The 13,638-nt window shown below is 71.8% G+C and carries 13 protein-coding genes; 7 read left to right on the top strand and 6 right to left on the bottom strand.

The features are described from left to right. Positions 1 to 36 precede the first annotated feature (36 nt). On the top strand, positions 37 to 2,121 hold the full coding sequence (locus ACIA8K_RS17815) for a DUF4132 domain-containing protein (RefSeq protein WP_396060067.1): 2,085 nt from the start codon (positions 37 to 39) through the stop codon (positions 2,119 to 2,121). A gap of 164 nt (positions 2,122 to 2,285) precedes the next feature. Here the strand turns inward: ACIA8K_RS17815 and ACIA8K_RS17810 are convergent, their stop codons facing one another. The 5 genes from ACIA8K_RS17810 to ACIA8K_RS17790 form a co-directional block, all read right to left on the bottom strand. Next, complete coding sequence (locus ACIA8K_RS17810; RefSeq protein ID WP_396060065.1) at positions 2,286 to 3,197, bottom strand: LysR family transcriptional regulator; 912 nt, start codon at positions 3,195 to 3,197, stop codon at positions 2,286 to 2,288. Between the two features lie 90 nt (positions 3,198 to 3,287). Next, entirely contained in the window at positions 3,288 to 4,004 is a 717-nt protein-coding gene (locus ACIA8K_RS17805; protein WP_396060758.1) for an FAD:protein FMN transferase, read from the bottom strand. Between the two features lie 25 nt (positions 4,005 to 4,029). Next, positions 4,030 to 4,566, bottom strand: coding sequence for an FMN-binding protein (locus tag ACIA8K_RS17800; protein WP_396060063.1), 537 nt, complete (start codon positions 4,564 to 4,566; stop codon positions 4,030 to 4,032). A gap of 88 nt (positions 4,567 to 4,654) precedes the next feature. Beyond that, positions 4,655 to 6,433, bottom strand: a complete 1,779-nt coding sequence (locus ACIA8K_RS17795) for a ferric reductase-like transmembrane domain-containing protein (RefSeq protein ID WP_396060061.1) — start codon at positions 6,431 to 6,433, stop codon at positions 4,655 to 4,657. 148 nt (positions 6,434 to 6,581) lie between these two features. Beyond that, on the bottom strand, positions 6,582 to 7,277 hold the full coding sequence (locus ACIA8K_RS17790) for an SDR family NAD(P)-dependent oxidoreductase (protein WP_396060059.1): 696 nt from the start codon (positions 7,275 to 7,277) through the stop codon (positions 6,582 to 6,584). Positions 7,278 to 7,362: 85 nt separating this feature from the next. Between ACIA8K_RS17790 and ACIA8K_RS17785 the strand changes: the two genes are divergently transcribed. The 3 genes from ACIA8K_RS17785 (at position 7,363) to ACIA8K_RS17775 (ending at position 10,047) form a co-directional block, all read left to right on the top strand. Beyond that, the gene (locus tag ACIA8K_RS17785) at positions 7,363 to 8,565 is read left to right on the top strand and encodes a helix-turn-helix transcriptional regulator (protein ID WP_396060057.1); all 1,203 of its coding nucleotides are present in this window, start codon (positions 7,363 to 7,365) and stop codon (positions 8,563 to 8,565) included. 82 nt (positions 8,566 to 8,647) lie between these two features. Then, positions 8,648 to 9,715, top strand: a complete 1,068-nt coding sequence (locus ACIA8K_RS17780; RefSeq protein WP_396060056.1) for a hypothetical protein — start codon at positions 8,648 to 8,650, stop codon at positions 9,713 to 9,715. 14 nt (positions 9,716 to 9,729) lie between these two features. Beyond that, complete coding sequence (locus ACIA8K_RS17775; RefSeq protein WP_396060054.1) at positions 9,730 to 10,047, top strand: hypothetical protein; 318 nt, start codon at positions 9,730 to 9,732, stop codon at positions 10,045 to 10,047. Positions 10,048 to 10,105: 58 nt separating this feature from the next. Here the strand turns inward: ACIA8K_RS17775 and ACIA8K_RS17770 are convergent, their stop codons facing one another. Then, the gene (locus ACIA8K_RS17770; RefSeq protein ID WP_396060052.1) at positions 10,106 to 10,498 is read right to left on the bottom strand and encodes a hypothetical protein; all 393 of its coding nucleotides are present in this window, start codon (positions 10,496 to 10,498) and stop codon (positions 10,106 to 10,108) included. Positions 10,499 to 10,821: 323 nt separating this feature from the next. Between ACIA8K_RS17770 and ACIA8K_RS17765 the strand changes: the two genes are divergently transcribed. From ACIA8K_RS17765 to ACIA8K_RS17755, 3 genes are read left to right on the top strand one after another with little or no spacing between them, the layout of a single operon-like run. Continuing rightward, positions 10,822 to 11,310 carry a peptidase inhibitor family I36 protein gene (locus ACIA8K_RS17765; protein ID WP_396060050.1) on the top strand — a complete coding sequence of 163 codons (489 nt, stop codon included), beginning with the start codon at positions 10,822 to 10,824 and terminating at the stop codon, positions 11,308 to 11,310. 27 nt (positions 11,311 to 11,337) lie between these two features. Beyond that, positions 11,338 to 12,231 carry a hypothetical protein gene (locus tag ACIA8K_RS17760; RefSeq protein WP_396060048.1) on the top strand — a complete coding sequence of 298 codons (894 nt, stop codon included), beginning with the start codon at positions 11,338 to 11,340 and terminating at the stop codon, positions 12,229 to 12,231. 60 nt (positions 12,232 to 12,291) lie between these two features. Further along, positions 12,292 to 13,488 (top strand): cytochrome P450, encoded by a 1,197-nt coding sequence (locus ACIA8K_RS17755; protein ID WP_396060046.1) that lies wholly within the window; start codon positions 12,292 to 12,294, stop codon positions 13,486 to 13,488. The last annotated feature ends 150 nt before the right edge of the window (positions 13,489 to 13,638 follow it).

Genomic DNA, 13,638 nt, shown 5'->3' with positions numbered 1-13,638 from the left:
TGGTGTCCGGCCCGACCGAAACCCGGGAGACGACGCATGATGCCGCTACCGACGCTGCCCGCCCAGGAGGCTCCGGCGGACGCCCTGCACGCGGTGCTTGTCAATCCACCGTGGACGGTGACTCGCCGGCCCGCCGCGCCGGTCGTGGTCACGGGCCTGCACGTGGATCTGCCCGCCGAGGCACGCTGGGCGCCCGGCGAGCGGGAGCGGTTCGCGGAGTCCGACGATCCCCGGTTCCGGCCGGGCCGGGTGATCGACGACCCGGCCACCCTGACAGCGCGCGTGCGGGCCGGTCAGGTCGGCTACGGGGAGGATCTGGACCTGCTGGCGTTCGGCCCGGCGGAGGCGGCCCTGCCCGTGCTCGTGGACTGGGATCCGTACCTGTACGCGCCGGACGGGTGGCTGCCGCCGATCGTGGCCAGGTGGGGTGCGGCCGCGCTGCCCGCTGTGCTGCGGATCGCGCGACGCGACCGGGCCGCGGCGCCCACGCTGATGCCGCTGGTCAGCCCCGAGGTGGCGACGCTGATGGCCGACTGGTTCACCCGGATGAAGTCGTTGCGCGGACTCGCCCGGACCTGGCTGCTGCGCCACCCGGACGCGGCGGCCCGCGCGCTGATCCCGGCCGCGCTCGGCAGACCGGGCCCGGCCCGCCTCGCCGCGCACACCGCGCTCCGGATCCTGGACCGGGCAACGATCACCCAGAGCGCCCGGGGGTACGGCCCGGAGGCGGCCGCCGCGATCGAGTCCATCCTGGACACTGATCCGCTGACGGTGCTGCCCACAAAGATCCCGCAGGTGGAGTGGGCCGATCCGGAGACGCTGCCGCGCGTGCGGTTGCGCGACGGCTCCGGCGTCCTTCCGGCCGCCTCGGCCCGGCACCTGCTCACCATGCTTGCCATCTCCCGGCCCGGCGTCTACCCGGGCGTGCCGATCGCCCGGGAGCTGCTTGACACCGGCGACCTGGCCGAGTTCGGCTGGGCGGTGTTCCGGCGGTGGCAGCAGGCCGGCACACCACCCGCGGACGACTGGGCGCTGACCGGCCTCGGCCTGATCGGCGACGACGAGACGGTCCGCCGGCTGTCCGCCGTGATCCGCGCCTGGCCCGGCCAGAACGGGCACACCAAGGCCGTCGCCGGGCTTGAGGTGCTCGCCACGATCGGCACCGACACCGCGCTGATCCACCTGAACGGCATCGCGCGGCGCGTCACGTTCAAGGGGCTGAAGGAGCGGGCCCGGCAGACGATCGCCGAGCTCGCCGACGCGCGGGGCCTCACCGAGGAGCAGCTGGCCGACCGGATCGTGCCGGATCTCGGCCTGTCCGCGGACGGTTCGCTCGACCTGGACGGCTACCTGGTCCGCTTCGACGAGCAGCTCCGGCCGTACGTGACGGATCCGGCCGGAAAGCGGCGGAAGACCGCGCCGTCCCCCCGGTTCGCCGCGTTGAAGAAGGACGCGCGGGTGCTTGCCGCCGACCAGATCGCCCGGCTGGAACGGGCGATGGTCGAGGACCGGCGCTGGACCGGCGCGGAGTTCGGCCGGTTCCTGGTCCGGCATCCGCTGCTGTGGGCAGTGGTCCACCGCCTGCTCTGGGGCGCCCACCACCCCGACGGCACCGTGCGGGTCTTCCGGGTCGCGGAGGATCGCACCTTCGCCACCCTCGACGACATGGCGCTGGCCGTCGCGGACGACGCCGTGATCGGCCTGCCCCACCCGGCCAGGACGGACCTGAGCGGGTGGGGCGAGGTGCTCGACGACTACGAGATCATCCAGCCGTTCCCGCAGGTGGCACGCGAGGTGTTCAGCACCGGCACCGAGGCGTTCGCGGGCGCCACGGTGGAGACCGCACGACTGCTCGGCCTGGAACGGCGCGGCTGGCGGCGCGGGGACCCCTTCGAGGGCGGCGTCCAGATCGACATCACACGCCCGCTGCCCGGCCGCCGGACCGTCGCGCTCACCATGGAGCCCGGCATCGTCATCGGCGATCCCACCCGGTTCCCGGTCCAGAAGATCGACGGCCCGTTCGTCACCGAGGCGCCCGGGGACCGGCACCTGCCGTTCGGCCGCCTGGACCCGGCCATCGCGTCAGAGGTGATCCGCGACCTGCGTGCGGTGATCGGCTAGCCGGCGCACGCCGCCAAGCGCAGGACAGACCTCGCACCCCGCTTTTCCCGGCCACCGCGGAACCGGAAGGGAGGCCCCCGGGGCCGACCGGGGCCCGCGGGAGCGTGCGGGCCGGACCACCCACAGAGTGGGAAGATGCCTCTGCTCTGGATTGTGGGGTGGGGTCAGCGGGTGGCGAGCGCGCCGGAGGCCTCGTGCAGGAGGTTCAGGAAGATGTCGGCCAGGGGGGTCAGGCGGGTGTCGGCGAGCGTAACGGCGTAGAGGGTGCGCTGGAGGCCGGCGCCGTCGAGTTCCCGGTGGGTGATGCCTGGGGTGTTGGTGAGCGCGAGGCGCGGGGCGAGCGTGACGCCGGCGCCGGTGGCGACGAAGGCCTGGGCCACGTCGTAGGAGGCGGCCTGGTAGCGGATGTCCGGGAGGTAGCCGGCGGCGGCGGTGACGCGGTCGAAGTGCTCGCGGGCGTCGGCGCCGGGGGCGATCGCGACCCAGGGCTCCGCGTGCAGCTGGTCAAGCGCGATCGGGTCGGCGGTGGCGGCGAGCGGATGGCTCTCCGGGAGGACGACCACGAGCGGGTCGGTGATCAGCGGGTGCAGGGCGATGTGCTCCGCGGCCTTGGGCGGGCCGTCCCAGGTGGCGATGACCGCCACGTCCAGCTCACCGTCCTCGATCACCGGTACGGCCTGCTCGGTGCGCAGGTCGGCGACGGACAGGTCCGCTTCCGGGTGGCGGTGGCGCAGGCCGGTAAGCGCGGGCGGCAGCAGGTGCGTGGCGGCGGTCTGGGACGCGCCGATCCGCAGCCGCATCGACATCAGGCCGAGCAGCTCCTCGAGGCCGGCCGTGGCCTGCGCGGTGTGCCTGTCGATCTCGGCGCCGTGCCGGGCGAGCAGGTGACCGGCCGCGGTGAGTGATTCGCCGCGCGGGCCGCGCCGGACCAGCGGCACACCGCAGTCGCGTTCCGCGCGGGCGAGCTGTTGCGCGACCTCGGCCGGCGTGATCCGCAGCTCGCTCGCGGCGGCCGACGTCGAGCTGTGCCGGCTGATCAGGGACAGCAGGCGCAGTTGTCCGGGCTCCAGATGCATTGAGAAATCTTAGTCCGTCCATTCGGGAGCCCTCACACCCCGTCACCGTTTTCGGGACGAGCCTGCCGGTTCTCGGTGCGGGAAGACAGGTCAGGAGGCGATCGGGAGGCCGGGCGAGGTGAAGGCCTGGCCGTCCTCGGTGACGGCGGCGGAGTGGTACCCCTCGGCGGCGAGTTTCTCCAGGTAGGGCAGGCCGTCGGCGTCCATGGCGAGCGCGGCCGTGGCGTAGGCGTCGGCGAGCGTGAGGTCAGGGCCGACGACGGTGACTGAGCGCAGATACGCCGCCGGGCGCCCGGTACGCGGGTTGATCACGTGACCGCCGCGTTCGTAGGTGCCGGACGTGGCGACCGCGCCGTCGGTGACCGAGAGTTTCCAGGCGAGCTTGTCCGCCTGCCACGGGTGCCGGATGCCGATCCGCCACGCACGGTCGCCACGGGCCCGGATGTCGCCGCCCGCGCCGATGTAGTGGGTCGGGCAGCCGGCGGCCGCGAGCCGCGCGGAGGCGACCTCCACGGACCAGCCCTTGACGTAGCCGGACGGGTCGAGCGTGCCGCCCGCGTAGGCGTCGAAGAACCCACCGGTCTCACGCCACAGGTCCGCGCACGCGCCGAGCACGTGCCGCAGATCCGGGTGGCAGCCGTCGTAGGTCAGCTCGCCGCGTCGCATGCGGCTGACCTCACTGTCCTCTTTGTACGTGCTGAACCGCGCGTCGACCTCGTGCAGCCATCCGCACACGTCCGCGATCAGGGTGCGCAGCTCGCCGGCGGGACGGTCGTCGGCCAGCTCGATGCTTACCGCCGTGCCCATGACCTGCTCGACGTGGCGCACCGGCTCAGACCTTCGCCTTGTCCAGCGCGGACTGCAGCGACTCACGGTAGGAGCCGGTGGTGAACGTGGCGCCGGAGACCGCGTCGACGTCGTCGCCGGTCTCGGCCTTGAGCGCTGACGCGTTCAGCTTCTTGACCGCGGCCGGGTTGATTGTGGCGCTGTTGCCGGCGGTCGGGTAGGTCGCGTCGGCCGCGCTGATCTTCCCGTTCTTCACGGTGATCGTGACCTGGATCGTGCCGTACGCGTTCTTCGCGCCGGCACCCTTGAACGTGCCGTCGGTCAGGCCGCCGGCGGCCGCGCCACCGCCGTCCCCGCCGTCCTCGTCCTCGTCACCGGCCGGGGCGGCGCCGTTCTTGTCATCGTTCTTCCCCGCCGCGGGAGCGTCGTTCGCGGGAGCGTCGTCCTCGGGAGCGTCGGCCGCCGCGTCCTCGGCCGGGGTCTCCGCGACGGGCACGATCTGCGTGGGCACTGTCATCCGGACGCCGGCGATCATGGCAACGCCGGTCAGGGTGCCGAGGACTGCTGCGGTACTGCGTCGCACCGGACGATCTCCTTAACGTCAAAACAAGGTCACCAGGGGGTACGGGAGGCGCGTCCACACGGTTCAACGGGCTCGGTGCTCAGCCGGGTCAGAATTCGAACGGGTCGAGGTGGATCTGGCCCTTCGGCACCTCGAGGTCGCGAAGCGTCTCCACAGCGGCCTCGACCAGGCCGGGCGGCCCGCACAGGTAGACGTCGCGGTTCGCCACGTCCGGCACCAGCTCGCGCAAGCCGTCGGTGGTGAAGAGCCGCCGCGGGCCGGGCTCGGTGCGCGAGCCGACCACGTAGAACACCTGGGCGTCGCGCTTGCGGGCCAGCTCCTCCAGCTCGTCGCGGAACACCACCTCGTCCGGGCGGCTGGCCCGGTAGATGACGATCGTCCCGGCCGGCATGTCCTCGAGGAGCGCACGGATCGGCGCGATGCCGCTGCCGCCCGCGATGAGCAGCCCGCGCTTCTGGGTACGCCGTTCCGCGGTGAACGTGCCGTACGGCCCCTGCAGCCACACGCGCGTGCCGGGCTGCAGCTCCTTCAGGTTCGCCGTGTAGCCCCCGACAGCGGTGATAGTGAGACGGAGCCACTGCGCGTTCGGCGCGGCGGAGAGCGAGAACGGGTGCGACTGCCACCACGCGCCGCCGGCCAGGAAGCGCCAGCGCATGAACTGGCCGCCCTGCGCACCGAGCCTCTCCAGGCCACGGCCGTCAACGTAGACGCTGAAGCTGTTGCGGCCCTCGTTGACCACCTCGACGACCTCGAAGCGGTGCCGCAGGTTCATCCAGAGCGGCTCGACGACCCGGCCCCAGACCACCGCGGAGATGACGAGCGCGGTCAGGCTCGGCCAGAAGACGGACGCGAACCGGCCGCTGAGATCCGCGCCGCTGGCGACCTGGTGGCCGTAGCCGAGCAGCAGGATCAGGTAGGCGCTGAGGTGCAGGCCGTGCCAGATCTCGTACGGCAGCAGCCGCCGCAGCCCACGGATCGAGATCAGGCTGATGAAGATCATGATCACGGTGGCGGCAAGCGCCTCGACCATCTTCGGGAACGTGGTGATGATCGTGAAGGTCTGCGACACCACGTCCGTCTCGGCCGTCAGCGCGTAGCCGTACACGATGAAGACGATGTGCGCGACCACTGACACACACAGCGACGTGCCGAGCCAGCGGTGCCAGCGCAGCAGGTCCCGGGCGCCGACCCAGTCCTCCAGCCACGAGGCACGGCTCATCATCAGCAGCTGGATGAAGAGCAGGTAGCCGCCGATAAGCCCGGTGACGCGGCCGACCGCGAGCATCAGCGTGGGCAGGTCGTTGATCGCGCCCGGCTGCGTGTCGAAGATCCAGAGCGAGACGCTGGCACCGAGCCCGGACAGGAACAGCAGGACGGTGAAGAGCCGGTTGCCACTGAAGGGGTTGGCAGGCTCGTCACCGGGCGCGTCCACGGTCCGGGCGTCGTTGCGGTAGCGCCCGGCGGCGGCCGCGTCCTCGTAGGCGTCCGGCGGCTGGCGGCGCCACGGCTGAGCGCCGCCGCCCTCGCCCTTGTCGTAGCCGCGGACCTGCTGGTAGCCGCCGGTCTGGTAGCCACCGGCCTGCCTGTCACCGGGCTGCTGGTACGCGCCGGACCCGGCCTCCCAGGCGGTGGTCGGCTGGTCGTACCGACGGTCGTCGCGGGCCTCGTAGCCGCCCCGGTCGTCGCGGGTCTCGTAGCCACCCCGGTCGTCGCGGGCGCCGCGACCGCCCCGGTCGTCGTAGCCAGTGCGGTCGTTGTAGCCGGTGCGGTCGTCATACCCGTCGCTGTCGCCGCCTCGGGAGCGGCGTGCGCCCCCTCCGGCGTCGTCGTACCGTACCCATGAGGTCGTCGGCGGTCCCTGCGCCACTGTTCCCTCTACCCCCAACAGTCGTCCGCGCCCGCTTCAGAAGGGGCCGTCTGCTGGAGATACGCGGCTCGGGTCCGGTGCGATCAACAAGATCCAGAAAATCACCTGCGGGTGGTCGACTTACCCATCAATGGGCGATTTTCCCGTCTTACCAAACGACCTCCTCGTCGCGGGAGACGAGCCGCCCGGACCGGTGCCCCGGTCCCTCCGTGGCCAGCGCGACGATCGCGTCCGTACCCTCGGTGACGGTCTGGTGCCCGCTGTGCCCGTTGAGGTCCGTGGCGGTGTAGCCCGGGTCGGCCGCGTTGATCCGGATGCCGGGCAGCGCCTTCGCGTACTGCGCGGTAAGCATGGTCAGCGCGGCCTTCGACGCGCAGTAGGTCGGCGCGATCGCGCCGGACTCGGGCCGGGACGGGTCGTGCGTAGCCCCGAGGTCGCCCATCCGGCTGGTCACATTGATGATCACCGGGTCGGGCGAACGCTTCAGCAGCGGCAGGAACGCGGTGCTGGCCCGCACCACGCCGGCCACGTTGACGTCAAGCACGGTCAGCACGTCCGCGCCGGTCAGCCCGCTCGGGTCGCCGAACTGACCGTGGATGCCGGCGTTGTTGATCAGGACGTCGAGCGCACCCTCGTGCGCCTCGACATCGGCGGCGGCCTTCGCCACTGACTCGTCGTCGGTGACGTCGATCTGGACGAAACGGGCACCGAGGTCGGCTGCCGCGGCCGCGCCGGCCTCCGGGTCACGCGCGCCGAGCAGCACCGTGTGTCCCGCCTCGATCAGTCGGCGGGCGGTCTCGCGGCCGAGGCCCTTGTTGGCCCCGGTGATGAAGGTGATGGTCATGCCACCATCGTTCGCGCAGTTCAGACCCCCAACCAGAGAAGATCCTTACCACCATGGGGTACGCCGTGCGCGGCACAATCGACTCATGACCGAACTCGGCGTGACGCTGCGATCGTGGCGCGACCGCCTCTCCCCCGCCGCCGTGGGCCTGCCGAACGGCCGGGTACGACGCGCGCGCGGCCTGCGGCGGGAGGAACTGGCCGAGCTGGCCGGCATCTCCGTCGACTACGTGGTACGGCTGGAGCAGGGCCGGTTCGCCACGCCGTCCGCGCAGGTGGTGAGCGCGCTGGCCCGGGCGCTGCAGCTCACCGGCGCCGAGCGCGACCACCTGCACCGGCTGGCCGGCCTGGTCCCGCCGTCCGGTGGGGAGATCTCCGACCGGGTTCCGGCCGGCCTGGCCCGCATGGTCGACCGGCTCGGCGGTGCCGCGGTGGCGATCTTCGCGGCGGACTGGCAGCTGATCCGGTGGAACGCCACCTGGGCGGCACTGCTCGGCGATCCGGCGCAGACCCCGCCCGAACTGCGCAATTTCGCCCGCGACACATTCCCGCCCGACGCGTTACCCGGCGGTCTGGCCGGCGGTTCGCCCGGCGGTTCGCCCAGCGGTCTAGCCGGCGGTTCGCCCGGCGGTCTAGCCGGCGGTTCGCCCAGTGGTTTGACCGGCAGTTCCCCCGGCGGTCTGGCCGGCGGTTCGCCCGGCGGTCTGGCCGGCGGTCTGGCCGGCGGTCTGGCCGGCGGTCTGGCCGGCGGTCTGGCCGGCGGTCTGCCTGACGCTTTGACCGGCGGTTCGCCTGACGCTTTGACCGGCGGTTTGACCGGCGCGGGGCCGCTTCGAGGCGGTGCGGGCTCGCTGGCCGGGTTGCCGGACGGTGAGTTCTCCGGCGGCGCGATCCCACCCGCCGCCGCCCCGGCCGCCCCGGCCGCCCTTGGCCGCCCGCGGATCTCGCACCGGCGGGTGATCTCCCTGACCGGCGGCTCGGTCGAGGCCGCGATCGTCTCCGACCTGCGCCGCGCGACCGGCCGGTTCCCGCACAGCCGCCGGCTGACCGCGCTGATCAGGGCGCTTTCCGAGAGCAACGCCCGGTTCGCCCCGCTCTGGGCGGAGGGCGGCGTGGCGGCGCACCGGGAGGAACACAAGATCGTCGACCACCCGGACGGTCCGATCCAGGTCGACTGCGACGTGGTGACGGACGGCGACGCGGAGCTGAAAGTCGTGATCCTGACCGCGGCGCCCGGCTCACCGGACGAGGCCATGTTGCAGCGACTTACCGAACCTGTGCGTTTGTGAGCCAGACCACAAGGTCTACCGGGGCGGCACCCGGCGTCGATTGACCGGCACTCGTGTTGGTCGATCGTGTCTGGAGGTTCCGGTGGCATCGCATACTTGGCTGCTGTCGGATGCCGACCGCACGGTCGTGGCCGCCCGGCCGGTCTCCGTGCCCGGCGGCAAGCGCACCCGGCGGGGCTGGCTGGTCGAGGTGACCATGCCAGCCGGCGACCGGCTCGGACGGCACGGCGGCCTGCTCACCACGCGGGTCGTCACCGTGCTGGGCCTGGGGCTGCTGTGCGCGGTCTTCACCGTCGCGGACCTGCTGGTCCCGGCGCGGGTCGCCTGCCTGGCGCTGCTCGCCGCGTTCGCCTGGACCGGCGTCGCCTACCACCGCACCAACCGGCTCGCGACCCTGGTCCGAGGCGGCACCGCAACCAGCCTGGGTGCGGGCACCGCGACCGGCCCTAGTGCGCGCGGCGCGTCCGGCCCACGCACGGGCACCTCGACCGTCCTGCGCACGGGCACCGCGACCGGCCCGGGTGCGCGCGACGCGTCCGCGCCCCGTCTCAATGCCCGCGCGATGCTCACGGCGATGACCAGCGCACTGCGCGGGCGGGCCGGAGAGCCTGCCGCGCACTCCCCGGCCGACGACGTGCACGTGCTGACCTCGGACGAGGACCGGCACGACCTCCACCGCGGGCTGCGGCTGGCGGAGCGGATCTGGGCCGACCGGGCCGTGCTGAATCTGGACGGCGACACCGAGCGGCTGCTCGGCACCGCGGTGCGGGATCTGGCCGGCGCGCTCGTACAGCGGCAGCGGCTCCGGGAGATCTGGAACGGCATCGACCGGCACGACGACGCCGGGCTGCCGCCCGACTCCCCCGCGGTGCTGGCCGCACGGCTGCAGGGCGACCGGGCCGACGCGCTCTGGGCCGAGCTGGACCGTGAGGTCCAGGCGCACCTCACGTCGCTGAAGGCCGCGGCGGAGTCCGGCGCGAGCCTGATCCGGGAGATCGAGCTGGGGGACGCGGCCCGCCGCACCCGGGTGGCGCTTGACTCACTCGGCGCGCCGACTGCCGCCACCCCGACCACCGGGCTGAGCGCGGAGACCTTCGCGAACGCCTACCGGGACCTGGCCGCGCGGTACGGCCACGACCTCTACAGCTGAAGGGTGGGGACGACATGACACGACGAAACAGTGGCGGTCTCGGCGCGGCCGGTGCCGTGGTGGCGGCGCTCTGTCTGGGCATCGTCATCCTGGGTTGGCCCTACCTGCTCGGCGGCTGGCTGGCCGGCTCGTTCGGGGCGGGGGCTCACCTCCGTGCCCTCGCGGCCTGGTCCCTTGAATTGTCCTATCTGGTGGGTCTGCCGCTGGTCGTGCTGCTGAGCCGCCGCCGCGAACTCGGCGTCGGGCTGGTCACACGGTTCGTCCTGCCGGTCGTCTACGCGGTCTTCGGCGCCGCGATCCTGGGTGTGGCCGCGGTGCTGTTCACGGCATGATGGCCCGCACCGCTCACCGGACGACGTCCACTGTGGGTGGTGCGGGTCGTCTCGCCGGTCAGCACCAGTTGTTGGAGGCGAACCGGTTGCCGGAGCCTCCGGACAGGTTGACGAGGGTGGCGCGCGGAATGTCCAACCTCGCCCCGACGTAGTTGGCCAGCGTGTACAGATGCGCCGTGCAGTTGATGCCGTTGTTGAACGCCGCCGAGAGCGGGCAGCCGGCCAGCATGCCGCCGGGGCAGGACGACACGATGATGACTGACCAGTCCGGCAGGCTGCCGCTGATCCTGACGGGACCGCTGCTCGTCCCGGACGGCCAGAGGCAGAGGTAGCCGGCCGTGCATCCGGGCGGCGCCGCGGACGCCGGTGCGGCAGAGGCCCCCGACGTGCCGCCGAGGACGACGGCGAGCATCGCCGCCGCGGCCAGGATCAGATTTCGGGTCCTGAACATGCGATTTCCTTTCCCCCGTGTTTCGTGGCGACCCCGTTCCGGGATCCACCGGACCCCATAGTGGCATTCCAATATGCCATTTCAAAAGTGTCCGAACGGTGACACGATCCATTAGTGCTTCATGCTCTATAAGCACAAATCGCTAGATTAAAAATGGCAGCAAAACGCCGTCAGCTGGTTTTTTAGACCACCTTCGAAAGTCATTGACGAATTGACGAACTCTGCTTTGATGAATCCGTCAGCCGTGACGGTCCACACCGCCGGCAATTCTTGGCACGGGGGTCGCCACGAAGATCGCTCTTCATGGGGAGAAAGGGAATCACATGTCCAAAATCCGGATCCGGATGCTGATCCTGGGCGCGGCAACAATGCTTGCCGTCGTCTTCGGCGGCACGTCTGCGGCCTCCGCCGCTCCCGCCGCGCAGGGGCTCTCGGTCGCACAGAGCGCGGCCGTCCTGGCCGAGTCAGCACCGGCCGCCGCAGCTGCCGCGGCACCGCCGAACTGCACCCCGACCAACCTCTGCTTCTGGAACTACATCAACTACAGCGACGGCCCGGGAAGGCTGTCCGGCAGTAATCCCAACTGGGGCGCGTTCTCGCACGCGAGCTGCCCGAGCGGGACCTGGAACGACTGCGCCTCGTCGCTCTTCAACAATGGCACCAGCTGCACGGCGCACGTCTACTACTACACGAATTACGGCACACCGGTACACAACATCGGAATCGGCGGCGCCCGGACGAACCTGGCGAACTACTCCACCGGGCTCGGCAACACCTGGGACAACAACATCCGATCGAACAACTGGTGCTGATCCCATCCTGACCTAATAGGACACGACATGCGTAACGCATCGACGTCCCGGCTGGCGTGTGTCGTCGCCCTGGTCACCGTCCTCGCCGGCTGCACCTCGCAGCCGGCGAGGATCCGGCCAGGTGCCACGACGCTGACGGCCGCGGCCGCAGCACTGATCACCCGGACCGGCACGTACTACCAGGATGAGCTGCTTTTCAAGCGAATCGAGAACCGGCTCTCGGACGCGTGCATGGCCGCTGCCGGCTTTACCGTCACCACCACCGACCTGCCCCGTGCCGACGAGGAGTGGCGGCCGATGCGGTCCGAGCGAGAGCGGGATGGCTATCGCCTGCGCTCCTCCGCCGACTCGGAGGACACCAGCCCGACCGCGGCATACCTGCGGTCCCTGCCACCCGGGCGGCAGGAGCAGTTCCACACCGCGCTGCTCGGCCCCGACGCCGACCGGGCCGCGATCACCCTGCGCGGCGGCACCGAGTACAGCTTTCCCGGCAGTGGATGCGTGGCGGACGCGCGCGGCCGGATCTTCGGCGATCCGATGCAGGCCGCCCGAATCGATCATCTGGCGCAGGACTACCACAACAACGGCTACCTCGAGGCCGTCAAGGACCCGGCGTACCAGCGGGCGCTGAGCGGCTGGGCCGGCTGCATGGCGGCGAAGGGCCACCCCTACGCCAGCCCGCAGAAGGCCAAGGAGAGTCTGGCCGCCGAGTACGGGCCGGACGCACCACCAACCGCCTCCCCGCACGAGATCGAGGTCGCACTCGCGGACGCGGACTGCGCGGCCCAGGCCCGCGTGGGCGAGACCGTGGAGGGGTTGTTGCGCACCTACGCGGAGCACCTGGACGCGACCGGCATCGCGGAGCTCAATGCGCTCGCCGTGCTGCGCCAGGACGCGGCCCGCCGCGCACAGGGGTTGTGAACCTCGGCGCCGCTCAACTCGTCTCCACTGTGCACGGTCACCGGTGGAGAGGATCACCCCATGTTCGTTGTTACCCCCGAGTTCAAGGCGGACTCCCCCAATCGGTACGCGGAGCTGCGGAAGCACGGCCCGGCGCATCGGGCGCGGCTGACCAGCGGGGTCGAGGCCTGGGTGGTGGTCGGCTACGAGGCGGCACGCACCGCGCTGACCCATCCGGCGCTGCGCAAGGACCCGGCGCCGGCGCAGGAGTCGCTGGCCGCGCTCGGGTTCACCGTGCACCAGGCCGGCGTCGGGCTCGGCGGCAACATGCTGGAGTCGGACCCGCCCTCGCACACCCGCCTGCGCCGCCTGGTCGCCGGCGCGTTCAGCCCGCGCCGCAGCCAGGACCTCGCGCCGCGCGTGCAGCAGATCGCGGACGAACTGCTTGACGCGATGGCCCCGCACGACACAGTCGACCTGGTCGAGGCGTTCACCGAGCCGCTGCCGGTCACAGTGATCTGCGAGCTGCTCGGGGTGCCGGAGGGCGCGGAGCGCGGCGAGTTCCGCACCTGGACCAGCCTGGCGCTGAGCCCGCCGTCCGAGGAGCAGCGCGCCGCCACCGCAAGCCTCACCGGATATCTTGCCGCGCTTGTCGACCGCAAGCGCGCGACGCCGGGCGGCGACCTGCTCTCCGCGCTCGCCGGGCAGTCCAATGAGGAGGACGGCCGGCTCTCCCGGGAGGAGCTGATCGGCACGGCCGCGCTGCTTGTCGTCGCCGGCCACGACACCACGGTCAATCTGATCGGCAACGCGGTGGTGGCACTGCTGCGCGCGCCGAAGCAGGCCGACCTGCTGCGCGAACGCCCCGAGCTGATCCAGAACGCGGTCGAGGAGTTCCTCCGCTACGACCCGTCAGTGGAACAGTCGACGTTCCGCTACGCGCACGAGGACGTGGATCTCGACGGCGTCACCATCAGCCGGGGCGACGTGGTGGTGGTCGCGCTCGGCTCCGCCAGCCGGGACGCGCCACAGCAGGGCGGGGCCGCCGCCGACACGCTCGACGTGACGCGTGCGGTGCCACGGCATCTCGCCTTCGGCCACGGCATCCACCACTGCCTGGGCGCGCCGCTGGCCCGGATCGAGGCCGCGACCGCGATCGGCTCGCTGCTGCGGCGCTTTCCTGACCTGCGCGCCACCGGCCCGCTCGCGGAGATCCCGTGGATCCCGGGCGGCATGATGCGCGGCCCGAGCAGCCTGAAGGTCCACCTCAAGGGCTGAGACGCCGGTCCTGCCGATCCCCCATGATCGATCCGGCACCTTCGATCATGGGGGATCGCGTCACGCGGGTCAGGCCGGCGTGCGCCTTACCCGGTAGCTCGCGTTCCGGTCGTCCGGCACGAGCACCACTGTCGCGGCACCGGCCGGGAC

Source organism: Catenuloplanes sp. NPDC051500 (genome assembly GCF_044454585.1).
GTDB lineage: Bacteria > Actinomycetota > Actinomycetes > Mycobacteriales > Micromonosporaceae > Catenuloplanes.
This window is presented reverse-complemented; position numbering and strand designations above follow the sequence as displayed.